Consider the following 23,878-nt stretch of genomic DNA (forward strand, 5'->3'; position numbering starts at 1 on the left):
AAAGTGCCCAAGTCGGCCCCACCTACAATTCGGTCTCTTGAACCTACGCTAAGGACGGGCTTGTTGACCTGGACGGCTTGACTGAGACCCATTGTGAGGCTCCCAGTCCAAGACACAACGCTAAGGAGATTCAGTCCTCTGGGACGATCATTTTTTCGTTCAACTTCTCAAAAACGGATTATGTTGCGCCTCGTCATGGGAATTGCTGTGCAGCGTGTCAAAGTTGCGCTTTTGCAAAATACCTGAATACTTACTCATCTGTTACATTGAACGAGTCTGACCTGCTCAGGCCGCCATGACCCGCGAACCACAGGAGATCAACATGACGACCCGAACAAAAGCCACCAATAACGCACTCTACGTCGCCACCCTGGTGCTGGCTGCGCTGGCTGGGGCATTGCTTTACTACATTGCCAAACGTCCCACGCCACGCGAACCCTTAACCACTTCCGTCGCCGAACGCCTGATCCGACCTGACAGTCCCAGCCTCGGGCCAGCAGATGCCAAAGTGACCATCGTGGAGTTCTTCGACCCGGAATGCGAAGCCTGCCGCGCCGTGGAACCGGCCCTGATGGAACTGATGCAGAAGTACAACGGGCAGGTGCGCCTGGTTGCGCGGTACTTCCCGCTGCACGCCAATTCCACGCTGGCGGCGGGCCTGATCGAAGCGGCAGCCCAGGACAGCGCTGATAAACGCTGGCGCATGCGTGATTACCTGTTCGAGAAGCAGGGAGAATGGGGCGAGAAACAGCAGCCGCAGACCAATTTGTTCCTTGAATACGCCGAGAACATGGGCCTAGACCGTGCAAAAGCGCAGGCCACGATGGAATCCGACGCGGTGAAGGAACTGCTGGCCCGTGACCGTCAGGACGGCGAAGCGGTGGGTGTGACCGGAACGCCGAGCTTCTTTGTGAATGGTCAGCCGCTCCCCGAACTGAGCCTCACTGCCCTGGAAGGTGCAATTAAAACCGCTCTGGAAGATTAATTTCAGCATGAGAATGACCTGGTATAGAGTTGCTCTGATACGGATTTGAACTTTACTTCGGGCCTCCAGGAAAAGCGCCCGGATGCCCTTCGCGCCGTTCAAATCCGTCGTTTCTTCCACTCGCATCTGCTCGGATGAACAAAAGTGATCCCACTTTTATTCATCGAAGCCGTATGACTCCCTCTGCTCACTCACCCTTTCACTTCCCGCTGAGGGTAATCACGGTGTCCTTGCCCTCCTGCACGGCGGTGTAAAACAACTCGGCTGGCACGCTGCGGCCCAGGAACACCGAGTAGTTATTGCGGCCTCTCAGTTCGTCTTCCAGCAGCACGTATCCGGCGCGTTTCAACGGTTCCATCAAGGCGAGTGGTTGCCAGCCTGTCAGTCGGTACTGTTCCACACGCGTCAGGCCCTCCCTGACTTCCTGGCGGTAACTGGCTGATTGGGGACATTCCTGAGTCATTCCCGCAGGAACTGGAAAAAGCCCGTTCCAGACCAGGCCGGGTTGCTCAAGGCAGTACATCACCTGCCTGCGTTGCTTCACGCCGAAAAAATACGCGCCCAGGGCAACCACGCTCAGGCCCAGGGCGGCGGAAAGAACCCTATTCGCGGGCGTGTTCAAGGGCGTTCTCGATCAGGGTGGTGACGTGGCTGTCCAGCAGGCGGTAGTACACCACGCGGCCTTCCTTGCGGGACGTGACCACCCGCCCGGTTCGCAGCAGGCGAAGCTGGTGACTGACGGCACTCTCGGTGATGCCCACCACGGCGGCTAGGTCGCACACGCACAGTTCGCTGGCGTGCAGGGCGCTCACCATTTTCAGGCGGGTCTGATCCGCCACCAGTTTCAGGAAGGACGTGGCCCGGTCAACACAGAGTTCGTCCGGTAGGGCCTGTTTTGCTTTCGCCACCGACTCCGGGTGAACGCAGGCCACTTCACACACGTCGTCAGGCTGGGTCACGGAGGCAGGCACCACTCCATTGTAAGGCGCGGCGGTCATTCCATCACCGCCAGCACGTCCTGCGCGACCCGTGCCGTGTCGGTGGTCACCTGCGAGTAATCCCACACCAGTCGCCTGTTCCCGTCCGCGTCCACCAGGTACGTTCCGGTGGTGTGATTGACCTGGTAGTCCAGTCCTTTGGCGTCCACGTACTGATACCCCACGCCCCAGGCTTTTGCCGCCTCGGTCAATTGAGGTTCGGGGATGATCATGCCTTTGGCGTGCGGATTGAAGTATTTGACGTATTCGTTCAGTTTGCTTACGGTGTCACGTTTCGGATCAACCGACACCAGCAGTGGCACGAAGTTTGCCTGCTTCTCTTTCGGAAGCGTCTGCCGCACCCGTTCCAACGCTGCCAGGGTGGTGGGGCAGAAATTCGGGCAGTTCAGGAACCCGAAGAACACCGCCACCGTCTTGCCTTTCAGGTCACTCAGGGCCAGCGGCTGACCGTCCTCGCCTGTACCCACCAGGGCCGGGGCTGGGCTTTGCCTGTCGTAGGCCGTGCCGAAGAACGACAGCGGATTGGTCATGCGGTCATAGATCAGTACACTGCCCAGCAGGGCCGACACGGCGAGTAAAGCCAGGGTGGCGGACTTCTTCCATGAACGCGGCGCAGTGGTGGTTTCAGTCGGTTCAATCATTTCAGGGGTGGTCACGGGTGAATCTCCATGTGTCCGCCAGCGTGCGAATTGGAGGCTTCTATCTGCACGGTGACGTGTTCAATCTCGTACTGCTCGGCCAGTTCAGCGACTTGAGCGGTCAGGTTAACAGCAGGGTCAGGGCTAACGAGGTGAACCGTGAGGTTGTTCTCGCCACTGGTGACGCTCCAGACGTGCAGATCGTGGACTTCCTGCACACCGGGTAAAGCCGCGATCTCGGCCCGCAGGGCATCCAGGTCAAGGCCGTCCGGCACGCCTTCGAGCAGCACATTCACGCTGGCCTTGAGCAGCGTCCAGGTGCGCGGCAGCACCCACAGGCCGATCAGTGCGCCCAGCACCGGGTCAATCCAAGTGAGGCCCGTGAAGCGAATCAGGATGGCCCCGAGGATCACCGCCACCGAACCGAGCAGGTCACCCATCACCTCCAGGTAAGCCGATTTGACGTTCAGGCTGCCTTCACTGCCGCCCACCAGCACGCGGGCGCTGATGATGTTCACGACCAACCCCAGCGTGGCGACGATCAGCATGGGGGTGGTCTGCACGTCCACGGGTTCATTCAGGCGTTTGTACGCCTCGAACAGGATGTAAAACCCGATGGCAAACAGCGCCCCGGCATTCAATGCGGCGGCCAGAATCTCCGTGCGGCGATACCCGAAAGTGCGGCGCTTGTCCGCTGCCCGCTGGCCCATCCTGATGGCGAAAAGGGACAGGGCCAGGGCGGCCACGTCGGTCAGCATGTGTCCAGCGTCCGAGAGCAGTGCCAGACTGCCGGACAGGATGCCGTACACGACTTCCACCACCAGAAAAGTTCCGGTGAGGGCCAGCGCAATCGTGAGTTGACGGGCGTTGGCGTCCTTGCCGTGACTGTGGCCCCCACTGTGACTGTGACCTTCAGCCATGATCCATGTTCTCCATCTCTGAATTATCCGGCTCTGAATGATCCGGCTCTGAATGATCCGGCGTGGTGGACGGCGTGATTGACCGTTCCTTCAGCAGCGCGTCTATGGTGCGAATCTCGGCGGATTGCGAGGACACCACCCGCTGAGCAAAGGAACGCACCAGCGGCTCTTGCCCGGTGTTCAGCACGCTCTGTGCCATCCTGACCCCGCCCAGGTGGTGTTCTCGCATCAGCAGCAGGAACTGGGCTTCGGCTTCCCTGACCGGGAGCGTGTCCAGACTCCGTACCTCGTTCTGCGACGCCATGCCCATCGCCGCGCGATCCATGCCGTGCATAGGTGGGTTCACCCCGGCGACGGGTAAGCCCCAGGCCGTCAGCCAGCCACTCATCTGCCCGATCTGCGCCTGCTGGGTCAGGGTGATGTCCTGCGCCAGCAGTTTCACGTCCGGGTCGCTGCTGCGTTTCAGCAGGGTCACGCTCATCTCCACGGCCTGGGCGTGATGGGCGCTCATGTCGCGCAGGAAAGTCACGTCTGCCGGATTCTTCCGGGTGGATGGCCCCGAAGTGTTCATCAACAGCGCCGTTCCCAGCAGTCCGCCGATCAGCAAAGCCCCCAGGTTAAGGGGCGAGGGCCGTTTCATTTGGTCTCGCTGTACGCCCCGCTGCACGACGCGCCGGATTCCGGGGCGGTGCTGCCCTGCTCGAACTTCTGAATGAACAGGTTGACCCTGGGATCATCAGCCTTCTCCAGTGCCAGTTGCGCGTTCCAGGCGGTCATGACGATGGGGGCATTCTGTTCACTGCGGGGGGACAGGAGGGCGTGCGTGCGGCCTTCCACGGCAGCCTGAAGGGTCTTCACCTCAGCGGGGTTCAGGTCGGGCTTGTACGTGATCCACACCGCGCCGTGTTCCAGGCTGTGAACGGCGTACTCCGAGTAGATTTCCTGGGTGTACACGCCGCAGTTCTGCCAGCCGGGATTGTGTTTGCCGCCCGCAGGTGGGGATTCGGTGTAATCGATTCGTCCCGCCTCGTGTTCACCACCCTTGTATTCAAAGGTCTTGACGCCCGTCAGGGTATCGGTGGTCTTATTGCAGGAAACGAGAAAAAGTGCGACCAGAAGGAATTTTTTCATTGAAGTGTCTCCAGTACATCCAGGGAGAAAGCAGTGAGATTGAAGTTGATCCACGAAAAATCGGTGTGGTGAGCGACTCTTTAAGCCTTCACGCCGAACAGACTGCCGATCAAGGCGCTCAGGGCCATTGCCACGGCCCCCCAAACGGTGACGCGAACCGCGCCTTTCACTCTGGACGCCCCGCCTGCGTGCGCTGCCAACGCCCCCAGTACCGTCAGGCTGCCTGGAACGGTTGCGCCCGGAGTTGCTCGGTAATGCCCAGTTCTTCACGGGCGTGTGCGCCCAGCGCGTCCGCTGCCGTGAGTTGCTGCGCCACCTGTAAAGCCAGCGTGGGTTCCACGCCACGCGAAACGTAAATGTCGGCAAGTTCCTGCAATTCCCGTTCAGGCTGCTCGCGTAGTTCCCTGGTCTCTTTCGCCAGGTCGGCGTTCTCCGTGTCCGCCTGTGATTGCACGGACACGTACTCACCTGCGGCCATTGAGGTTGCTCCGGCCACCAGCGCGGCCACGCCCGCCAGGAGAATGGTGCTGGCGGTCACGCCACGGGCGGCGGCGACGCCTACCACCACGCTCGACACCGACACCACTCCGTCATTAGCACCGAGTACGGCGGCCCTGAGCCAGTTCACGCGCCCGGTATTGTGCTGTTCCTTATGCAAATCAGTCATGGTTGCTCCAGTGCGGCAAGGATTTGTGGCCGCTGCTCATCGAAACGCCCGTAGAACGCCTGCTGACCGATCAGGGTGACGGGGGCGATGCGCACGCCGTCCGCTCTGAGTTGCATTTCCGCCAGGGCTTCAGGATCGCCGCGCACGTTCTTCTCGGTGAACGGCACGTTCTCGCGCTTCAGCAAGCGTTTGATGGCCTCGCAGTCGGCGCAGTCAGGAACAGTGTAGAGGGTGACTTCCAGATTCTTCATTTGGTTCTCCAGTCGTTAAAGCCAGCGGCGCACCTGCTGGCGGTAAGTGTCGTACTGTGCGCCGTGCAGGCTTCCCAGGTGCGCTTCTTCCAACCGAACCTGCACCTGCATCAAGACCTCCCCGGCAATGAATACAGCCAGGGTTGCGGCGTTGGGCAGCACCAGGAACAGACCCAGCAGGTTCACACGCATGCCCAGAAAAATAGGATTGCGGGACAGAGCAAACGGGCCACGCTGGATCAGTTCGGTTCTGTTGTTGCGGTCAATGCCGATCCGCCAGGACGCGCCCATTGCCCCCTGCGCCACCGCGATCCACACCAGTGAAGCCAGCAGCAGCCCCCAGCCCAGCAGACGCAGTTCAGTGCGAATAAGGGGAACGATTGGCCCCAGCCAGGCCAACAGGTGCGGTGTGAAGGTAAACAGCAGCACCACGCCCAGCACGCCGAGCAGCACGAACCTCATGGCCCGCCCCACGTACCCGTGCGCCGAGTCATCGAAGGGCAGCACCATCGGGTTCACGCCCGTGGTGCGCCACAGGTGCACGCTGCGCCACACGAACGCCACCACGAAGTACAGCAGCATGTAAGCCAGGAGCATGAGGGAAGCGCCGTTCATATCAAATGTTCTTTCCTTTCCAGCGCAGCAGGCGTAAGGCATTTGCCGTGACAATCGCCGTTGCGCCTGTGTCGGCCAGAATCGCCATCCACAGATTGGTGTACCCCAGCAAGGTGGTGACCAGGAAAATGGCTTTCAATCCCAGCGCAAAAGCGATGTTCTGCTTGATGTTCTGCATGGTGTCGCGGGAGAGTTGCACCAGTTCCGTTACGCCCTGCACTTTTTCCTTCAGCAATGCGGCGTCAGCGGTTTCCAGGGCCACGTCCGTGCCGCCACCCATCGCAATGCCGACATCCGAGCGGGCCAGTGCGGGCGCGTCGTTGATGCCGTCTCCCACCATCGCCACGCCGCCCTGCGCCTTGAACTGGTCAATGAGTTTGAGTTTGTCTTCCGGCATCAGTTCCGCTTGCACGTCAAGGCCCAGTCCGTCGGCAATGGCTTTCCCGGTGCGCTGGTTGTCCCCGGTCAGCATCACCGGATGAACGCCCAGGTTGCGAATCTGAGCGAGGGCCGCTTTGGCGTCTTCACGCGGTTCGTCCCGGATGGCAACGATCCCGATGACCTGCGCGGCGTCGTGCAGTACCACAGCCGTTTTGCCTTCGCTTTCAAAGCGGGCGATGGTGTTCTGGGCCTCCGTGCTGAAGGTGGTGTGTTCGGCAGCATACTTGGGCGAACTGACGGAGAGGATGCGGCCTTCCACGCTGGCCTCCACCCCTTTGCCTTGCAGGGCGCGGGCATCGGTGGCACTGGGGAAAGTGATGTTGCTCTTTTTCGCTTCGTCCAGAATGGCTTTCGCAAGTGGGTGACTGCTGCCCGACTCGACCGCTGCCGCCAGTCGCAGGACTTCCTCGCGGTTCCCGATCACGTCAGTCACGCGGGGCTTCCCGGCGGTGAGCGTCCCAGTCTTGTCAAAGGCAATGGTTTTCACGCTGCCGATGGTTTCCAGCGCCGCGCCACCCTTGATGAGCAGGCCGCGCCGCGTTCCGGCACTGATGCCGCTGGTAATGGCCGCAGGGACGCTCAGCACCAGGGCGCAGGGGCAGCCGATCAGGAGCAGTGCAATGCCCTTGTAAAGCCACGGATACCATTCCTGTCCCAGGAAGAGGGGCGGGATGAGAGCGGTCAAGGCAGAAACAGCGACCACGCCGGGCGTGTACCAGCGGCTGAAGCGGTCAATGAAGCGGGCGGTGGGGGCCTTGCTGCCTTCGGCTTCCTCGACCATGTGAATGATCCGCGCAATGGTGTTGTCGTCCGCGCCTCTGTCCACGCGGATGGTCAATGCGCCGTCCGTGTTAATGCTCCCGGCGTACACGCTGTCCCCCTCGCCCTTGCTGACGGGAACGCTTTCCCCAGTCACGGGGCTGTCATCCAGGCTGGAACGGCCTGAGAGGATGGTGCCGTCAGCGGGAACGCGAGCGCCGGGGTTCACCTGCACGGTCTGCCCCACCTGCAAGGAGGTGGCGGGGACTTCTGTGGTCGCACCGTTCTGCACCAACAGTGCAGTTTTGGGAGCCAGGGCCGCGAGCGCTTGAATGCCCTGTCTTGCCTTGCCTGCCGCCACACCTTCCAGCAACTCGCCTACCGCGAAGAAGAACACCACCACCGCGCCCTCTGCCGCCTGCCCAATCGCCACTGCGCCAATCGCGGCGAGGCTGACCAGCATGTTGATGCTGAATGGATCGCCCAGTCGCGCACTCACCAGGGCTTTTTTCGCCAGGGGCCACACGCCCAGCACGGTCGCGGCAATGTAACCCCATTTTGCCAGTCCCGGCTCAATGAAACTGAACAGCCAGGCCAGGGCCAGCAGAATACCGGACGTGACCACCAGTTTTCCCTGGTTCGTCTGATACCAGGGTTTGCCCCGATCAGCCGGGTCATTGTGACTGGGACCATGCGCGTCAGCAGGGCCAGCCTGGGCAGCATGACCGTGACCCGAGTGATCGTGTCCGGCGTGGTCGTGTTCCTCATCACGTTGGTCGTGCGTGGGCATCACGCCGCCAGAAATAAGGGAAGGGACATACCCGAGTTGCCGGAGGTTGTTCTCCAGTGTGGTGCGGGGCGTTTGTGTTTCGTCCAGTTCCAGGGTCAGGGTTTGTTTGGTGAAACTGGTTTTCACGCCGCCTGTACCGGGCAGGTGATCGACCATCTTCTCCACTTTTGCCACGCAGGAGGCGCAGTCCATGCCTTCCACGAAGTAGGTCAGCGGGGCTGAGGGTGCAGGTGTTGCTGGCGTCACGACAGGAGAAGGGCTGATTTCCTGTCGTAGCGTGGGCGTGTAGCCCAGAGAACGCAGGTTTTTCTCCAGCGTGGCCCTCGGGGTCTGTCCTTCGTCCAGTTCCAGGGTGAGGGTCTGTTTGGTAAAGCTGGTTTTCACGCCTGCGGTGCCGGGCAGGTAGTCGATCATCTTCTGAACCTTGGCAACGCAGGAAGCGCAGTCCATACCGTCTACGAAGTAGGTCAGGGTGGCGGGGTGTTCTCGCATACTCACCACACTATATCTGAACAATTGCTCAGGTATTAAAGAGGATCGGAAGACAACCTGAAGATTCGACCCGTAAGCAATCGACAAGCCTCACCCTTCTGAATTCCGTTTCACGATGTTCATAACGGTGTTTTTACTGAGGTGAAGTTCAGTGGCAATCTTTCGATATGACTTTCCCTCAGCTCGTAACTTCAGCACCTTGGGGGTGTTTTAAGGAAGCTGCTACGAAACGCAAAGTAGCAAATTCACCCACTCAGACGCAGATTGTGGGCTTGAGGCTTTGAGTTGGTAAGTTCCGAAATATGGAAATGGTCTTGGCACTTTGGGGTGAAACGGTAGATTTCTGCTGTTTTCTGGCCGCGAAAGTCCTTAAAAGCAACAAGAAGTGCCGACACTGCCGAAAATCGGTACATCTCTACCGTGTCGCTTGTGAAATGGCTTCACTTTGCGCTTGGTGGCACGTTCCTTAGAACACCCTCCTGCATGGGCGCAGGCTTCTTGGGCTTGGTCACTGCACGGTATTTGCCTGCTCGTGTTCCTCGCGGCGCTTCTTCTTCAATCAGTGCGCCACGCTCCACCAGCTTGCTAAGAGCTGTTCTGACTTGAACACCCAGTTCGGCGCTGAGACTGCGGGCGCTGTGTTCGCCGGGGTTGTTGTAAATGTAGAACCACACGAGTTTTTCAACGGTTGGCACATCAGCGTCGGCAACTTGTGGGGGAAGTTTGGGCATGTTGCCAGTGTAATCTATATGCAACATTAGAACCTTTCTGTGTTTCCTGGCGCAGCTTGCGCGTGCCAGTTGGTTTTTCGCCGCAAAGCGCAGCACTTGCGGCCTGTCCTGCGCTTCCTGACTGAGCGCAGCGCAGTCAGCGGGCCGCGCAGTTGGCCCCAGCTTGCGCCGGGGCCTCCCTGTCCTCCGTTCAGGCGTGGCCGTTGAACAGGTGGCCGCCTTTGCCTTCGTACACGTCGCCGCTCAGTTCCAGGTCACGGGCGAAGGCTGCAAAGTCGAAGTAAGAGCGCAGATTCTCCGGCAGCCCGTCCAGCAGGCCGCAGTCCTCGGCGTACTGCTCGGCGTAGTCCTTGACGCTGTCAAACTGGCCCAGATAGGCGTCCTGGATGTGTTCGGCGCTCAAGTCATCCCAGCCGCGCCAGTCCACCCAGGCGGCCACGATGCCGGCGGCGCCTGCGCGGTCTAGTTCTTCCAGGGCGGCGACATACGCGGCGGCGCGGTCAAGGCTGCTGATTCCTGGCGGCAGATTGTCCGTGTCCATGATCTCCCACTCTTCGGCGTGGGGTTCGGGGCTGGCTTGCAGAATTTCCAGGGTGGCTTCCCACATTTCGGTGGGGTCGCGGCTGACCTGCATCCATTCGCCGTGCAGGGTTCCGGCGTTGTAAGCGGCCAGGCAGCCGACCCACAGCGCGGGCGCGTCCGGGTCGCGGTGATTGAGAAGCGGGGAAGTGTAAGCGGGGGCGGTGCTGCTGGTGTTGGTCGTCATGCTGGGAACCTCGCTGAGGGCATGTGAAAAAAAGCGCGACTGGAACGGGGGAAACCTGCCCCGGACTGAACCGGGGCGCGTGCCTTACCTGAGCCAGTTGGTGGCCTGCTCGTCTGGCGTGCCGAGATGGCGCGGGTCGGTGGCGTTGTCGCGGGCTTGCTGTTCGGCGTGGGCGGCGTCCAGCAGGGCGCGGGCTTCTTCTTCCGTGAGGGCGGTGAGGGACTCCACCGGGCGACCCGTCAGGCGGCGGGCCTGGGCGTACCGTTCGTCTGTGTGCCAGATGTTCGCCAGTTCCTTGTGAAGTTCACGGGCACGCTGGCGGGTGATGGTGGCGGGCGTGGCCTGGGGCGTGGGGGCGGGGGCGCTGGCCTGCACCTGCGCGGCGCGGGCTTGCAGGATGTGCAGCAGTTGCATGCCTTCGCGTTCGCTGAGCTGTTCGGCCTGCGTGATGTCGCGGCCAGTCAGGGCGCGGGCCATGCCGAGGGGGTCAGCGGCTCCGGCGGCGGTGAGCACATTGAGCAGAGCGCAGGCGCGGGCGGTGGGCAGCGGGTCGGCGCTGTAGCCGCTGTAGTCCTTGCCTGCTAAGGGCCGCAGGGTTTGGGCGGGCTGGCGTCGTTTGGGCGCGTCCGTGACAGGTGCGGGGCCGCTGAGTTGCTGCCAGACCAGATCGGCGGCGGCGCGGGCCAGGGCGGGCGCAGTGTGGTCAGTGCCCAGCGCGACCAGGGCGCGGGCGTGGTTGGCGGAAAGCCGGAAGGTGATAAGGTCGGACATTGACAACTCCTTGAACTGGGGAAGTCAGCGGGGGCGGAACTGTAGGAGGTGACGCCCCTCACTGCTGCACTTAGCGTAGCGTATATGCAACGCTATGTAAGTGTCTTAGTGCACAATATAGGCAACACTAAATAAGCAAAACCGCGCCTAGTGCGCGGTTGCAATTAAAACAATGGCGGCATGTCAGGCGGTGGCGACCACAACCAACCAGCAACACCAGCGACGGCGGCAGAGTGCCAGGTGCCGGGGGGTTGATAGGGTACGGCGGGCGGTGGAACTGGGCCAGCATAGAAAACGGCCACACCAGACCAGGCGCGGCGCAGGGCTAGGGACAGCGCCAAAGTTGAACCGGGGCCAAGCTGACCGGCGGGCGGGAACACTGCTACAGCCTGCGCGAACTCGACCACGCGGCGGGTACGCTGCGCCAGGGCGCGGGCGCTGCGGTCGTAGGCGCGGCACACCAGCACGCGGGGCAAGTGGTTTAACGCCAGGTAAGCCGGGGGCAACAGCCGGGCAGGGCGCACACCAGCGGCGGCGGCAGCGGTGCGGGCGGCGACCTGATCCACACCACGGGCGCACCCGGTGACCACCGAGCCGCCCGCCTGCGCCACGGCGGCGGCGAACTGCCCTACGGGGTAGGGGCTGCCGTGCCGGGAACCGACCACAGCGACCACCCCGGCCAGTGGGAAAGCCGGGACGGGGGTCACTGCTGCACCTGCTGGGCGGTGTACTGAGCGAGCACACCAGACCACCACGCGGCGGCGGCAAGCTGGGCGGCGCGGGTGCCCTGGCACTTGAACCAGTACGCCCCACACGGGGCGCGGCGCACACTGACGCGCAAGCCGAAGCGGGCAGCAACAGTGCGGGCGCTGCACTGGGCCACGGTAGCCGGGTTGGGTGTACTGGCAGGGATACGCAGGGCCAGCGAGGCGGGCGCGGAGCGGTGACGGTTGCACCAGACCCAGGCTGCGCCGGGGCAACCGGACACGCGAACAGCAACACTGCCGGGGCGGGAACCAAGAACGGAAGCGGAAAACAGGCGGGTGGGTTGGATGTTTTTCATGGTCTTAGTGTAGCATATATGCAACACTAAAGAGGTAGGCCAAGACACAATAATCCGCGCCAGTACAAAGAAAAAGAAAAGTATACAGACCGAAAAACCAACAGAAAACACAACGGGAACAGGCCGGGCGCTGCGAACCGACCAGTGGCCGCAAGCCTGCCGCGCACCCGGCAAACTGCCGGGAAAATCGGGACACCGCCCCCGAGAAACAAGCGAGGCCGACGACGGACGCAGGGCCGCCCCAAGCCGGAGGAGTGCCGAGCGGAGGGAACATGGCCCCCAACATGAAGGAAAGACATTTAATCGTGTTGGACGCAGTTTTATTCAGCGCACGGCGCGTCAGTTGCGAGAAATGACCGACCCGAACCGAGGCCAGGGCCGCACGCGCCCGCCGTTTGGGCGCGGGTGACCCTGGGTGAGCGTGAGGGAAGCCCCAAGGTGCCCGGCCACGTCGCCCGCCGACCACCACGACACCGCAACACCAGCAGCCAGGACGCCAGGCAGAACACGCCCACACCGAGCCGCCCCATTGCGGCGAGGGTGTGCCGCCTTCGGCGGCGTGCTTCTTCGCGCCTAGACTGGGGCCATGCGTTCTGTTGCTCTGGGCTGTGCTGCTCTCCTTTGCTTCTCCACCGCCCAGACGCAGTGGTCTGACCTTTCCGGGATGGTGAGTGGTTACGACTCGCTGCTGCCTGGCGGAGATCTGATAAGGGTCTGAACTCTATTCCGCCCATCCGGGAACAGCACCCGAATGTGCTCTGCTGCGCAGCTTTACAAGTCCACGCCGTCCAGACCCGTATCAGGCTAAACGCCGCTAATACGCGCTGCGTACTTAACTGCGCTGGAAGACCTCATCCAGCGTGGTCACCACGTCGTACTTCAGTTCTGCACTTGCCGGGTCGGCGGCCAGCACAGCGAAATGCTTGCGGCCACACTTGATCTTCTGTTGCTCAGCGCTCCGCAGCGCCTCAGTAAACAGCGTACTTTTCGTTTCGGCCACGAAGCAGAGCTTTTCCTGACCGTCCCTTTGGAGCAAGATGGCCCAGTCGGGGTTGTAGTTGCCCAGCGGCGTAGGCACCTTGAACCAGTTCGGCAACTTGGCGTACACCCTCACGTCAGCGTGGTTTTCCAGATCCTGCGCGAACTGGCGTTCAACTTCCGAATCGAAAATCACCTGTTCGTATGCGCCCTTTTTAGCTTCCAGCAACTTGCCCAGGCTGGACTGTAGAGGCGTATCCAGCAGCGACTGGGCGTATTCCTCGCCCGTTTTGTTGTACTTGATGCCCGCCACCAACTGCCCGACCTTCTGCATGTTGATGACCGTGGCTACCTGCTCGATAAAGGCCTGGGGATTGCGGGTGAAGTCATCCAGCCGTTCCGACTGCCGCAGGATGGCGCTCAGGGTGCGGCGCGTGAGTTCGGTGCGGTCTTGCAAGCTGCCCAGCAGGTCGGGCAGTTCCAGGTCGTTTTCCTGCAAGGTGGTGGGCGCATGGGTGGTGACTTTGCCCACCTGCACGCCGCCCCGGTCGACCTGCATTTCGGCCACAGCGGTCTGTACTCGCGTGCGGGGCACTAGCGGCATCTCCCGCACGGCTTCAACACACTGCGCGATGAGTTGGTCTGTATCCACCTGCACTTCGTAGGTGGTGCGGGCCTTGATGCGGTTCCAGAGTTCCTTGAATTCCGGGTCATTCAGCACGGCGCGGTTGGGGAACACCGTGCGCGAGTTGTCGGCATCCCGAATGTCCAGCTTGCCCGCCAGTTTCCTGAGCACCGCTTCGATTTCGGCCCGCGCTTCCTCGGCTTCGGGGGGAAGCTGCACTGTGCCCGCCTTCAGGTCGGTGCGTAAGCTGTCCTGCACCTTGCCGCTGCCGTCCAGGTACCCCTGCTGGCGCAGGTAAGCGTGTACGGCCTCAGACTGCTCCACGCCCAGCGCCGCCGCCGTGCCGTCTGCCGCCGTGACCTGAATGGCGGCGAACTGGTGCGGCTCCACCACGCCGAACCTGATCTGCAAGTCGTCCTCGATTTCCTTTTGAAGCCCGTCGGCAAAGTCCTGATAGGACTCATTGGCAATGACGGTCAGCACGTTCACGCCGTCGTCGCGCACGCGTTCGCCCTGCTGATTGACGGCCAGCCGCAGCCCGCGCCCGATGGTCTGCCGCCGCTCGCGCTCGGTGCCGATTTCGCGCAGCACGCAAATCTGGAACACGTTGGGGTTGTCCCAGCCCTCGCGCAGCGCACTGTGCGAAAAGATGAACTTGAGGGGCGTGCCGAAAGACAGCAACTCTTCTTTCTTCTGCATGATGAGGCTGTAAGCGTCGGCGTCATCCGCTGTACTGCCTGACGTGTCTTTTACACGGCCTTTCTTGTCCCGACTGAAATAGCCGTCATGCACACTGGCGGCGGGGTTTGTCAGGTCTGCACCCTCGAACAGCAGCCTGTAACGCGGGTCTTTGCGGGCGCGGTCGTACTCCTGCTCGAACATGACCGCGTACGGCCCCTTCAGCGCCTCGCCTTCCGCGTTGTAGGCGCGGTAGTTGTCCACCTTGTCAATAAAGAACAGGCTGAGCACCTTGATGCCCTTGGGCCGCAAAAGCAGTTCCTTATCCAGATGAGCGCGAATGGTGCGGGCAATCATGGCGCGGGCCAGATCAGCGGGATTGATGCCGCCATATTCCTGACCCACGCCCAGCCAGAGCACGTCACCCGGCACCTTCAATTCCAGGGCCGTGTCGCCCTTCGCGGCGCGAATTTCGCCCACAAAAATGTCGCGGTACAGGTCGCGGTTGCCGGAACGCTCGAACAGACTGTCGCCGTCCTGCACCTGAATTTCCTTGCGCGTGACCTTGCCCGCCTTATCCGCCACGTCTATTTCCAGCCTGGCCGTGGGAACGGTACGCGCCGTGCCCTTTTTGATTTCGGCCACGCGCACATAAGGCTTGTTGTGCCCGCTGACCACCTGCATGGACGCCACTTCTATGGCCTTGACCAGCTTGCGTTCGTAGGCATCTACGGCGTCCAGCCGGAAGACCATTTGTGTTTTGTCCAGCGGCGTGGCGCTGTAGCGCAGGGTACACAGGGGGTTGAGCAGCGCCAGCGCCCTACGCCCCTGGCCCTCGCCGCCCTTTTTGGCCTTGCCCGTCAGCTTGCCCGCGTCGCCGTACACGCTCTGCGGCTCATCCACAATGAGGACTGGATTCGTGGCCCGAATCAGGTCAATCGGCTTTTCGCCGCCCGTCTGTTCGTTGGGGCGGTGAATGACCCGCTCGGCCTTGCGTCTGCCGCTTGACCCTTCAGTTTCTTCGGCGGCTTCCTGCACGCTGTAAAGCGCCTGAATGGTCGCCACCATAAAGCGCAGGCTGGAACTGGTCGCAAAATCGCGCACCTGGTTCAACTTGGCGCTGTCGTAGGCGTAAAAATCGTACCCCTTGGCTTCCGGGTAAAGCGTGCCGAAATGCTCGCGGGTCATGTCCAGCGACTTCATCACGCCTTCCTTGATGGCAATGCTGGGCACCACAATCACAAACTTGGTAAACCCGTAACGCCGGTGCAACTCGAACGCCGTGCGCAGGTACACGTAGGTTTTGCCCGTGCCCGTCTCCATTTCTATGGTGTAGTCGCCCACCAGCGGCAGCGGCGAGGGCGCAAGGCCGTTTGCCAACTGAATACCGTTCAGGTTGCTGTGCACTTCTTCTGGCAGCAGGCTGAGGCGGTTCCCCACCCCCAGGTCTGTTTCCGCCATGCCCAGCGTGCTCATGTTGCCGCGCACGCCCGCCGTCACCGTAAATTCTGAGCGGTTAATCTGCTGGCCCGCGAACAGCCCCGCCACCGCTTCTATGGCCTGGCCCTGATAGTCCAGATTCGACTCGAACTGGATTTTCACAACGAACGCACCACCCAGTTGCGGCCCAGCACCTCGGCCCGCTGGGTCAGGTACTTGCTGAGGTTCAGCTTGGCATTGTCATTTTCAAAGGCACTGTCCAGAAAGAGCACGTGCGCCTCGCCCGCCGGGTTCTCGGCGGTGAGCCAGTCGGCCATGCCCTGGCCCAGCTCCTGCACCTGCGCGGCGGCAATACGGCGCTCCAGGCACGCCACCAGCGCCCCGCCGCCCACCAGTTGCACCTTCAGGCCCGCTATGGTGCGTTCCTCTATAGGCGTGGTCAGGGGCAGCCCCAGCTTGAGCAACACTTCGTACAGCACGTCCCTGTCGGTGCGCCCCGCCTTGATGTTGTCCTCGGCGCTGAGCAAGGCCGCTTGAACGTCCTGACGCGCCGCGTCACCGTCCCACGCCGCCACGTTGCTGCTGTCCAGCTTGAACACCCGAAAGCCCGTATCCCCCGCGAACATGGGATTCTCGGCCTTCACCTTGGCCCCCGCCCGGCGCAGGCGTTCCTTGGTCAGTTCGGCAATGTTACGCGGCACGCCCAGCGAGTCGCAGAAGTCGGCGGCGGTTTTCTGCTCGGCCTTGGCGGGGTCTAACGGCTCGGGCAGTTGCACCAGAATGAACTGACGGTTGCCCCCGTCGGCGGCATTCTGAGCCATAACCGCGTGGCCCGTGGTGCCAGAGCCAGCAAAGAAGTCAAGGATGATGTCGTCTTGCGAACTCCCAGTTATCTGTATGATATGTGTCATTAATCCCACAGGCTTAGGAAAATCAAATACTTTTTCGCCATTGAAAATATCTCTAACGTCTCGCGTCGCTTTTTTATTACCCTCAATCTTTGTCCATAAATTTGAAGGCTGCTTTAGCCTACCTTCTAGATAGAACTTCTGATAAACCTTCCATACTCCCTGGGATTTCTGCCATTCAATTAACCCCAAGCGCTCCATCTCTTTATACCGTTCTTCACCACAAATCCAGCGACTCTCATACCCGGTAGGAGAAATAGGATAGATAATTGTTCCGTCAGGGGAAGATAGGCCATAATACATAGTAGGCCTATCTTCACGCCTATCCTCGCCACCCGTTCTTCTTAATGAGCGAATTAAATATCTACCTTTTTCATCTTCCCTATCATAGATGACAGAATCGGATTCATCAAATTCGGTTCCTTTGATTTGTGTCAGGCCAGACTTTGAATAAATTAGAATATAATCAAGTTCATTAACAAATCCATCAAATCCACCCCCGGTAGGTGTTCCAGTAGGTCGGGAGACAATCGCCATTAGGTTCTCTTCTCCTAGAACTTCATCTAAAACACGTTTCAAGTTTCCTACTTCCGAATCGTCAATACTGACAAAAATTACGCCGTCATCTCTCAACAATTCCCGCGCCAGTTTCAACCGGGGGTACATCATGTTCAGCCAGTCGGTATGAAACCTGCCGCTGCTTTCCGTGTTGCTGCTCACCCGGCGGCCTTCCTCTAGCTGCCCCGTCAACTCCTGATAGTTCTTCAGGCTGTCGGTGTAGTCGTCGGGGTACACAAAGTCCTTGCCCGTGTTGTACGGCGGGTCTATGTAAATCAGCTTCACCTTGCCCGCGTAGCTGCGCTGGAGCAGCTTCAGCACTTCCAGGTTGTCGCCCTCAATCATCAGGTTCTGGGTGCTGTCCCAGTCCACGCTGCTGGCGGGGTCGGGCCGCAGGGTGGCGCGGGTGGGGGTCAGGGCGTGGCGGCGGGCGCGGGCCTTGCCGTTCCAGGTCAGGCCGTACTTTTCGGGCTGGTCGTCTATCTGGTCGCCCAGAAGTTGTTTCAGGACATCAAAGTTCAGTCGCCCTTCGCTGAAGGCTTCGGGGAACAGGTCGTGTAGGAGGGTCAGGTTCTGCGCGAGACCGTCCTGGCTTTGCGTTTCGGGGTGGTCGGGGGTCAGGTGTTGCATGGGGGCTTCCTTTTGGGGGGTGGGGGGAATGCGGGGGCGGCAAGGGGGTTAGAGCAGGGAAGAAAGCTCGGACACGTCAGGCAATTCGGGCAGGTCGCTTCTGTCCACCGTGAAGGCGGCGGGGTCGTACGTAGGTGACTGGGCCAGAAAAGCGGCCACTGCCGGACTCCAGCCCCGCACTTTTCCGGTGCGGCTTTCTGCCTGTGCTGCGTCAGCCGTGTGGCCCGGCTCGCGGTGCGTGTCGTTCGGGTTCCTGTTCGTTATGCCACCACCTCGCTTGCGGTACGCAGAATTCTAAGTCAGGGTGCTCGCTCACCCGGTGGGCCAGTTCAGCAACAACTGCCGCACCTCTTCCTGCTGCGCGGCCACTGCCCTGGCCTTCAGGTTCAGTTCGGCGCGGCGGGCCAGTGACTTTTCACGGCCAGCGTTGCGGCGTAGGGCAGCGAGTTCGCGTTCCAGCCGGGCGTAGTCCTGCACGGGCTGCCGCAGGGGGTCAGGCTGCGGGTACAGCCGGAATTGCCCGGTCATGGCGGCAATCTGCCAGGACAGCAGGGCGGCCTGCCAGTGGGCGTACAGGTGGTACAGGTCGGCGAAGGGGCGCACGCTGGGGGGCAACTGGGCCAGCAGGGGGGCCAGGAAGGGGCCGGGCAGCAGCGGCACGGCCTGCAAGTCATGTTCCAGCACCACCGCCCCTTCCTGAGCCTGAGAGCGGCGCTTGGGGGCCAGGCTGAGCCAGGTGCTTTCTTGGTCTGCATCCAGTAGCAGCAGCGGGTACGGAATGGCCCGGTGAATCAGTTCGCGCAAGCGGGTCGCCCCGGCGCTGTCGGGTTTCAGGGCGCGGCGGGTCAGGGTCATGACCTGCACCTCGGGGTAGGCGTGCGTGGCGGTGTCGTGGGCCGGAATCGCCACCGTGTCCGGGCGCAGCGCCGCATTCCAGCGCAGTTCGGCCACGCTGGCTTCTATCAGTCGTTTGTCGGCACTGGTGGGCGTGCCGTGTTCCAGCAGCAGCGTTTTGGGAATGCGCTGGTCGGCCAGGGCCTGTGCGGGCAGGGCCAGGGCGGTCAGCACGGCGTCGGGGGCTGGGCTGGCAGGGGGCGGGGCATGGTGGGTCATGCGGGAGCCGCTGGCGGCAAAATCGTCAGGTACGCCACCACCTCGAAGTCTTCCAGTCCGGCAGCATTGCCCCGGCCCGTCTGGGTGCCGCCCAGGCTGAACAGGCTGGCGGCGGCGCGTTCCTCGGCCTTGCCCGTAATGGCACTGATGGCGGCCCCCAGTTGCTTTTGTAAGGCGTCCATGCGCTCACCGCCTCTGGTCAGCTTCTCGAATTGCTTTTCGGCCTGTGGGTCGCGCCCCTGACCCGCACACAGCTTCCGCAGCCTGTCCAGCGCCTGCTTGGCCTGCGTGGGGGGCAGCAGGGCCGCGCTGTCCTCGCCCACATGAATCAGGTAATGCGGCGAGAGGGGATAGTCCTGCGCCGCTTTCAGTGAACGCTCGGTGGCGGCCCGCAACACGAACAGCGTGCCGGGCGGAATCTGCGCGTCGGCATACACCGGGGCGTAAATGGCGGGGGGCAGGGCTTCAAACTGCGCGGCGGCTTCGGGGTGGGCGGCCAGATAGGTGGTCAGGTCGACACGGAAGTCATTCAGGGTCAGGTCAGTGAGGCTCAGGCCACTGCTCAGGTCTTCTATGTCCACCACCGCGTTCTGAAGCTGGAGAAGCTGCTTGCGGCGGTACTCCAGGTCGTTCATGACGTTCCCGGCCTCGGCGGTAATCAGGTTTTCCTCGCCCGTGGCCGAAATGTCCAGCAGCATCATGCGGCCCGACACCCGGCTTTCCAGGTTGATGTACTCGTCGAGTTCCATGTTGGGCCAGAAGTTGACCAGCTGAATCTGGTCGTTGGGGCTGCCGATACGGTCAATGCGCCCGAAACGCTGGATGATGCGAACCGGGTTCCAGTGAATGTCGTAATTGACCAGCAGGTCGCAATCCTGCAAATTCTGGCCCTCGCTGATGCAATCGGTGGCAATCAGCAACTCCAGTTCGCCCTCACGGCTCAGTTCGGCGGGGCGGCCCTTGCTGCGGGGGCTAAAGGCCGTCAGGATGCTGCCCAGGTCGGTGCGGATGCTGGGCAGGTTGGTGCGGTTGCTGCCCGCCCCCGTGACCAGCGCAGCGTGTAGGCCGTGCTCCTGCAAAGCCCAGCCTTCCAGCTGCGCGTACAGGTACTTGGCGGTATCGGCAAAGGCCGTGAACACGATGACTTTGCGGTTGCCGGGGTTAATCGGGTGGCGCAGCTTCCCTTCGATGACCTCTTTCAGCAAGCCCAGTTTTTCATCCTGCGCTGGGAGCACCTTTTGGGCTTTCTCCAGCAAGTTGCTCAGCCGCTCGCGGTCTTCCTGCAAGTCCTGCCGCCACTTCCGCCTGTCCACGTCGGCCAGCAGCACCTTCACTTCGCGGCCCACACCCTGCGTTTCCAGAATGGGGTCGTCTTCTGCGAGGTCTTCGATGCTGGGTTCGCTGATGTCTGCCCCCGATTCCTGCCGGGCATCGAAAGCGTCCAGCCGGGCCAGCGTGTGATTCACGTCCGCCAGTTGGCGCTCCAGCGTCAGCATGAAGGAGTGAACCGCGCTCTCCATGCGCTTGAGCAGGTTCACCCGCAGCAGGTGAATCAGGTTCTGCTCGCGGTCTGACTGGCGGAAGACCAGTCCGGCTTTATCACGGCCCAGTCGAGTCAGGTAACGCCGTTCGTACTCTTCCTGCTTGCCGGGCAACAGGTACTTCATGGGCGCATAAGAGGCCAGGCTGAGCTTGCGAATCTCGGTGTTGATGTCCTGAATGGCGGGGAAAAGTCCGCTGCGGTCGACCGCCGCCTTGATGTTCACGGGCTTTAAACGCTCGGGAAACTTCCCGGTGTCGGCAGTACCGTAGTAGCGCTGGATATGCTTGCGGGAACGGGCAATGGTGAGCAGATCAAGCAGCCGGAAGTAATCGAAGCCCAGCATCTCGGTCAGTTTCTGGGGGGTGCGTTCCGCTTCGGGCAGGCGCTGCCACGCATTGAACTGAAGCTGGGCGCGGCGGGTCGTGTTCTCGACACTGGCAATGCCGTGTGCGGCCAGCGCGTCGTCTTCACCTTCCGTCACGAAAGCAATCTGGTTCTTCAGGTCAGCAAGGCGGTTGTTCACAGGCGTGGCCGACAGCATCAGCACCCGCGTTTTGACGCCCGACTGAATGATCTGCTCCATCAGGCGTGAATAGCGGGTGACGCGGTTATTGACGGCGGCCTTGTTGCGAAAGTTGTGCGATTCGTCGATGACCACCAGGTCGTAGTTGCCCCAGTTGACATGCGCCAGGTCAATCTCGCCGCTCTGGCCCTGCTCGCGCGACAGGTCGGTGTGATTGAGCACGTCATAATGAAAGCGGTCGGCGGCCAGCGGGTTGCGCAGGTCATTGCTGCGGTACAGCGTCCAGTTATCGCGCAGTCGCTTGGGGGCCAGCACCAGCACGCGGTCATTACGCAGTTCGTAATACTTGATAACGGCCAGCGCGGTAAACGTTTTGCCCAGGCCCACGCTGTCGGCCACGATGCACCCGCCCAGCCGCTCCAGCTTGTCGATGACGCCTATGACGCCGTCACGCTGAAAGCGAAACAGCTTCTTCCAGACTTCAGTTTCCTTGATGCCCGTGCCACTCCGGACAATGCGGTCTTCGTCCAGTTCGCCGCCCAAGTCTTTGAACACCTGATAGAGGACAGCGTGGTACAGGCGGTCAGGCACGTTGGGCTGCGCCAGTTCGCGCAAGTAATCCAGCAAGTCCTGCTTGACCTCTGGGCGGGCCGGGGAAGCGGCCCACATCAGTTCAAACCAGCCTGCCAGCATCTGCGCTTCCTCGGGCGAAGTGGACGCCTGAATGAGCGCCAGCGGGTTGCCGGGCACCACACCCAGCCCCTCGGTGGTCAGCGCACACGGCCCGGTAAACACCTGCGTGCCCTGCGCCCCGGCAGACAACGAAATGAAACTCTGAGGCACGGCCCCACTGGCAAAGCGCACCTCGGTGCCGCCCAGCCATTCGGCAAAGCGGCGGGCCAGCGCCGGAAGATTGAGTTGCCCCCGGCGGGTGCGGTCGGTTTCCGCGCCGAACAGTTCCAGCGCCTCACGGCTCGCCGGAAGAATCAGTTGCCGCGCCGAAGTGGCCGTGAGTTCGGGCCACACTTCCTGCAAGCCAAACAGCGAAAAGGAAGACGTGGCGAGCGCCAGCTTTTGCGCGGTGGGCGCTGAGCGCCAGGCCATAAGCACCGTATCCGAACCTTGATTGCGAATGAGTTTCAAATGGAGTCCCCCTCAGTTCTACGTTTCAGGGAAGTATTTCAGGAACAGATATGCCCTTCCAGCACATCCAGAAAGGCCGGGTCATACTCACCGCGAACATGGTCACTGTTCCAGAGGCCACTTTCCCGTATTTCGGCCCGCTGCGCGTGGTGGCCCAGCCAGCCAGGCGAAGGGGCGTCGGTTTCGGGGTGAACGTGGCTCAGGAGCGCCAGACACTGCCGTTCCAACAAAGCTCGCTGACTTTGCGGCCCTGGTTCATCAGGGATGCCCAGCCACAGCACACTGAACTGCCCCAGCGTGCGGCTGACCTGCTGCTCGAACTCTGCTTCGGCCTCGCGGACGGCACGTGGCGCTGAGGAACCCTGTGCCCAGGTGGAGCATCGGTTTCCGGCCTGGGCTTGCAACGCTTCACCCACCCGCAAACGGAAAATGGAGCCGCGATGATTGCCGCTGCCCTGAGCGGTGCCCCGGTGGCCGTAAAGCCGCTTCCAAAGGGAATTCTGACTGCCAGTGCTGATGGCATTGACCCCCACCCTAACCACGCGGGGCGTCACCCCATCCGGACGGTACTCGCCCGGCTCGAAGAAAAAGTAAATCCCACGCTCGGGCCATTCTTGCCGCCCGTGGCACTCGCCCAGCAGCCGCTTGCCGCCACACTGCTCCTCTAGCTGGGCCAGCAGGTCATAAAAACGGGCCAGGTCGGCGGCGCGGGTCATGCTGACCAGCTCCCGCTGCGCACCGCCTGCGCCAGCCAGGTCTGCTGCGGCCCGACGCCCTGCATGTTCTTCAGGGGAAGAGACACCGTGAGGCCGCGTCCTTCCAGCGGAGCTATAAGAAATTCGCTGTACCGCGCCCCGGCCAGCAGGATGACCTGCCCTACGCCGGGCAGGTGAGGTTCCAGCTGAGCCATAACCTGTTTGGCCCACTGGCGGCGCTCAGCTTTGCCCAGAGTGTTGAGGGTCACGTCATACGGGGCCAGCTCCTGCTGCGGGGAAACCACCCCGTGAAGGGCCGAAAGAATGAGCCAGTCATCACCAAAATGCTTCGCAAAGGCGGCCCGTTTCCGAAACAGGGGCGAGGTGTAGAGCTGCTCGGCCAGGGCAGCACTGGCCTGCTTCTTCTTGACACAACCGACCAGGACAAGTGTATGAGGATGGTTTTGCATGGGTGCTCCTGTTTGATGAATTGTGGCAGTAACTACTCAGCACGGTGAACACGACAAAAAACCGACATTGAGTTATCCATTTACAGAATGTTTAGGTAAAATTTAGGAGAAGGCAGATTTTAGTTACGTAAGCTGTCTATGAATATCATGCGATTTATTATCTAATTCCCTCGATTTACGTGCTGAGCAGTTAAGTGGCCAGCGGGTACAGTTACGGGCCTCCGGGGAAAGCGCCCGAATGCCCTCCACTTCCCCCGCCAGCCACTTTTGGCTTCTCCCTCCGGTCGGGGTTTGAACAGGGCATACCCTGTTCTTCACCCGCCAGCTACTTATAACCAGCCTTCTTTGGTCGGGATGTAGGTGATATCGCCCGCCCAGACTGAATTCGGAGTGGTATTGGGGGTTCGCCCCGTACAGTTCAGTTCGCTGGTGCCCTGGAGCCGAAATGCTGCCCCACAAGAAGTGCTACGCTGTCCCGTATGTAACACAGTGACGCTTTCGGCAAGGCCGGACAGACCGACGGCCCCAATAAGAAAATCCCCGCTTTGGCGAGCGA

The 23,878-nt window shown here is 61.4% G+C and carries 23 protein-coding genes; 1 reads left to right on the plus strand and 22 read right to left on the minus strand.

The annotated features are described in order from the left end of the window. The first annotated feature begins 322 nt into the window (after window positions 1-322). On the plus strand, window positions 323-985 hold the full coding sequence (locus E5Z01_RS14940) for a DsbA family protein (protein ID WP_135230093.1): 663 nt from the start codon (window positions 323-325) through the stop codon (window positions 983-985). Window positions 986-1,184: 199 nt separating this feature from the next. Here the strand turns inward: E5Z01_RS14940 and E5Z01_RS14945 are convergent, their stop codons facing one another. The 22 genes from E5Z01_RS14945 to E5Z01_RS15050 form a co-directional block, all read right to left on the minus strand. After that, entirely contained in the window at window positions 1,185-1,607 is a 423-nt protein-coding gene (locus E5Z01_RS14945) for a hypothetical protein (protein ID WP_240738474.1), read from the minus strand. After that, a complete protein-coding gene (locus tag E5Z01_RS14950; RefSeq protein WP_135230094.1) occupies window positions 1,588-1,983 on the minus strand; it encodes an ArsR/SmtB family transcription factor in 396 nt (131 codons plus the stop codon). The genes E5Z01_RS14945 and E5Z01_RS14950 overlap by 20 nt, the downstream gene beginning before the upstream one ends. Beyond that, window positions 1,980-2,639 (minus strand): SCO family protein, encoded by a 660-nt coding sequence (locus E5Z01_RS14955; RefSeq protein ID WP_233554391.1) that lies wholly within the window; start codon window positions 2,637-2,639, stop codon window positions 1,980-1,982. The genes E5Z01_RS14950 and E5Z01_RS14955 overlap by 4 nt, the downstream gene beginning before the upstream one ends. Further along, window positions 2,636-3,541 carry a cation diffusion facilitator family transporter gene (locus tag E5Z01_RS14960; RefSeq protein WP_135230095.1) on the minus strand — a complete coding sequence of 302 codons (906 nt, stop codon included), beginning with the start codon at window positions 3,539-3,541 and terminating at the stop codon, window positions 2,636-2,638. The genes E5Z01_RS14955 and E5Z01_RS14960 overlap by 4 nt, the downstream gene beginning before the upstream one ends. Beyond that, a complete protein-coding gene (locus E5Z01_RS14965; protein ID WP_240738476.1) occupies window positions 3,534-4,181 on the minus strand; it encodes a DUF305 domain-containing protein in 648 nt (215 codons plus the stop codon). Before E5Z01_RS14965 ends, E5Z01_RS14960 begins: the two co-directional genes overlap by 8 nt. Beyond that, window positions 4,178-4,672, minus strand: a complete 495-nt coding sequence (locus E5Z01_RS14970; protein ID WP_135230096.1) for a DUF3105 domain-containing protein — start codon at window positions 4,670-4,672, stop codon at window positions 4,178-4,180. Before E5Z01_RS14970 ends, E5Z01_RS14965 begins: the two co-directional genes overlap by 4 nt. Before the next feature lie 214 nt (window positions 4,673-4,886). Next, window positions 4,887-5,339 (minus strand): VIT1/CCC1 transporter family protein, encoded by a 453-nt coding sequence (locus E5Z01_RS14975; protein WP_240738480.1) that lies wholly within the window; start codon window positions 5,337-5,339, stop codon window positions 4,887-4,889. Next, entirely contained in the window at window positions 5,336-5,590 is a 255-nt protein-coding gene (locus tag E5Z01_RS14980; protein ID WP_135230097.1) for a glutaredoxin family protein, read from the minus strand. Before E5Z01_RS14980 ends, E5Z01_RS14975 begins: the two co-directional genes overlap by 4 nt. A gap of 15 nt (window positions 5,591-5,605) precedes the next feature. Further along, window positions 5,606-6,205 (minus strand): methyltransferase family protein, encoded by a 600-nt coding sequence (locus E5Z01_RS14985; RefSeq protein ID WP_135230098.1) that lies wholly within the window; start codon window positions 6,203-6,205, stop codon window positions 5,606-5,608. Window position 6,206: 1 nt separating this feature from the next. After that, entirely contained in the window at window positions 6,207-8,687 is a 2,481-nt protein-coding gene (locus tag E5Z01_RS14990; RefSeq protein WP_135230099.1) for a heavy metal translocating P-type ATPase, read from the minus strand. A 90-nt stretch (window positions 8,688-8,777) separates the two neighbouring features. Continuing rightward, entirely contained in the window at window positions 8,778-8,885 is a 108-nt protein-coding gene (locus E5Z01_RS14995) for a helix-turn-helix domain-containing protein (protein ID WP_135230100.1), read from the minus strand. 242 nt (window positions 8,886-9,127) lie between these two features. Continuing rightward, on the minus strand, window positions 9,128-9,418 hold the full coding sequence (locus E5Z01_RS15000; RefSeq protein ID WP_135230101.1) for a hypothetical protein: 291 nt from the start codon (window positions 9,416-9,418) through the stop codon (window positions 9,128-9,130). Window positions 9,419-9,608: 190 nt separating this feature from the next. Continuing rightward, a complete protein-coding gene (locus E5Z01_RS15005; RefSeq protein ID WP_135230102.1) occupies window positions 9,609-10,184 on the minus strand; it encodes an antirestriction protein ArdA in 576 nt (191 codons plus the stop codon). Between the two features lie 84 nt (window positions 10,185-10,268). Continuing rightward, a complete protein-coding gene (locus E5Z01_RS15010; RefSeq protein ID WP_135230103.1) occupies window positions 10,269-10,955 on the minus strand; it encodes a hypothetical protein in 687 nt (228 codons plus the stop codon). Window positions 10,956-11,119: 164 nt separating this feature from the next. Further along, window positions 11,120-11,662, minus strand: a complete 543-nt coding sequence (locus E5Z01_RS15015; RefSeq protein WP_135230104.1) for a DNA-processing protein DprA — start codon at window positions 11,660-11,662, stop codon at window positions 11,120-11,122. Next, window positions 11,659-12,018 (minus strand): hypothetical protein, encoded by a 360-nt coding sequence (locus E5Z01_RS15020; RefSeq protein ID WP_135230105.1) that lies wholly within the window; start codon window positions 12,016-12,018, stop codon window positions 11,659-11,661. Before E5Z01_RS15020 ends, E5Z01_RS15015 begins: the two co-directional genes overlap by 4 nt. An 832-nt stretch (window positions 12,019-12,850) precedes the next feature. Next, window positions 12,851-15,901: a type III restriction-modification system endonuclease gene (locus tag E5Z01_RS15025; protein ID WP_135230106.1), complete on the minus strand. Its 3,051-nt coding sequence runs from the start codon at window positions 15,899-15,901 to the stop codon at window positions 12,851-12,853. Continuing rightward, a complete protein-coding gene (locus E5Z01_RS15030) occupies window positions 15,898-17,835 on the minus strand; it encodes a site-specific DNA-methyltransferase (protein ID WP_135230107.1) in 1,938 nt (645 codons plus the stop codon). Before E5Z01_RS15030 ends, E5Z01_RS15025 begins: the two co-directional genes overlap by 4 nt. Window positions 17,836-18,147: 312 nt before the next feature. Next, the gene (locus E5Z01_RS15035; RefSeq protein ID WP_135230108.1) at window positions 18,148-18,948 is read right to left on the minus strand and encodes a DUF4391 domain-containing protein; all 801 of its coding nucleotides are present in this window, start codon (window positions 18,946-18,948) and stop codon (window positions 18,148-18,150) included. Beyond that, entirely contained in the window at window positions 18,945-22,118 is a 3,174-nt protein-coding gene (locus E5Z01_RS15040; protein WP_135230109.1) for a helicase-related protein, read from the minus strand. Before E5Z01_RS15040 ends, E5Z01_RS15035 begins: the two co-directional genes overlap by 4 nt. A 77-nt stretch (window positions 22,119-22,195) precedes the next feature. Continuing rightward, window positions 22,196-22,873, minus strand: a complete 678-nt coding sequence (locus tag E5Z01_RS15045; protein WP_205750500.1) for a GIY-YIG domain-containing protein — start codon at window positions 22,871-22,873, stop codon at window positions 22,196-22,198. Then, complete coding sequence (locus tag E5Z01_RS15050) at window positions 22,870-23,322, minus strand: DUF6884 domain-containing protein (protein ID WP_135230110.1); 453 nt, start codon at window positions 23,320-23,322, stop codon at window positions 22,870-22,872. Before E5Z01_RS15050 ends, E5Z01_RS15045 begins: the two co-directional genes overlap by 4 nt. Window positions 23,323-23,878 lie beyond the last annotated feature (556 nt).

The sequence above is a fragment of the Deinococcus fonticola genome (assembly GCF_004634215.1).
Classification (GTDB): Bacteria; Deinococcota; Deinococci; order Deinococcales; family Deinococcaceae; genus Deinococcus; species Deinococcus fonticola.

Bases quoted from the DNA above. Each gene is read 5' to 3' on its own strand.
- E5Z01_RS14940 (WP_135230093.1), top strand. From the start codon at position 323: ATGACGACCCGAACAAAAGCCACCAATAACGCACTCTACGTCGCCACC.
- E5Z01_RS14950 (WP_135230094.1), bottom strand. From the start codon at position 1,983: ATGACCGCCGCGCCTTACAATGGAGTGGTGCCTGCCTCCGTGACCCAG.
- E5Z01_RS14960 (WP_135230095.1), bottom strand. From the start codon at position 3,541: ATGGCTGAAGGTCACAGTCACAGTGGGGGCCACAGTCACGGCAAGGAC.
- E5Z01_RS14965 (WP_240738476.1), bottom strand. From the start codon at position 4,181: ATGAAACGGCCCTCGCCCCTTAACCTGGGGGCTTTGCTGATCGGCGGA.
- E5Z01_RS14970 (WP_135230096.1), bottom strand. From the start codon at position 4,672: ATGAAAAAATTCCTTCTGGTCGCACTTTTTCTCGTTTCCTGCAATAAG.
- E5Z01_RS14975 (WP_240738480.1), bottom strand. From the start codon at position 5,339: ATGACTGATTTGCATAAGGAACAGCACAATACCGGGCGCGTGAACTGG.
- E5Z01_RS14980 (WP_135230097.1), bottom strand. From the start codon at position 5,590: ATGAAGAATCTGGAAGTCACCCTCTACACTGTTCCTGACTGCGCCGAC.
- E5Z01_RS14985 (WP_135230098.1), bottom strand. From the start codon at position 6,205: ATGAACGGCGCTTCCCTCATGCTCCTGGCTTACATGCTGCTGTACTTC.
- E5Z01_RS14990 (WP_135230099.1), bottom strand. From the start codon at position 8,687: ATGCGAGAACACCCCGCCACCCTGACCTACTTCGTAGACGGTATGGAC.
- E5Z01_RS15000 (WP_135230101.1), bottom strand. From the start codon at position 9,418: ATGCCCAAACTTCCCCCACAAGTTGCCGACGCTGATGTGCCAACCGTT.
- E5Z01_RS15005 (WP_135230102.1), bottom strand. From the start codon at position 10,184: ATGACGACCAACACCAGCAGCACCGCCCCCGCTTACACTTCCCCGCTT.
- E5Z01_RS15010 (WP_135230103.1), bottom strand. From the start codon at position 10,955: ATGTCCGACCTTATCACCTTCCGGCTTTCCGCCAACCACGCCCGCGCC.
- E5Z01_RS15020 (WP_135230105.1), bottom strand. From the start codon at position 12,018: ATGAAAAACATCCAACCCACCCGCCTGTTTTCCGCTTCCGTTCTTGGT.
- E5Z01_RS15030 (WP_135230107.1), bottom strand. From the start codon at position 17,835: ATGCAACACCTGACCCCCGACCACCCCGAAACGCAAAGCCAGGACGGT.
- E5Z01_RS15035 (WP_135230108.1), bottom strand. From the start codon at position 18,948: ATGACCCACCATGCCCCGCCCCCTGCCAGCCCAGCCCCCGACGCCGTG.
- E5Z01_RS15040 (WP_135230109.1), bottom strand. From the start codon at position 22,118: ATGGCCTGGCGCTCAGCGCCCACCGCGCAAAAGCTGGCGCTCGCCACG.
- E5Z01_RS15045 (WP_205750500.1), bottom strand. From the start codon at position 22,873: ATGACCCGCGCCGCCGACCTGGCCCGTTTTTATGACCTGCTGGCCCAG.
- E5Z01_RS15050 (WP_135230110.1), bottom strand. From the start codon at position 23,322: ATGCAAAACCATCCTCATACACTTGTCCTGGTCGGTTGTGTCAAGAAG.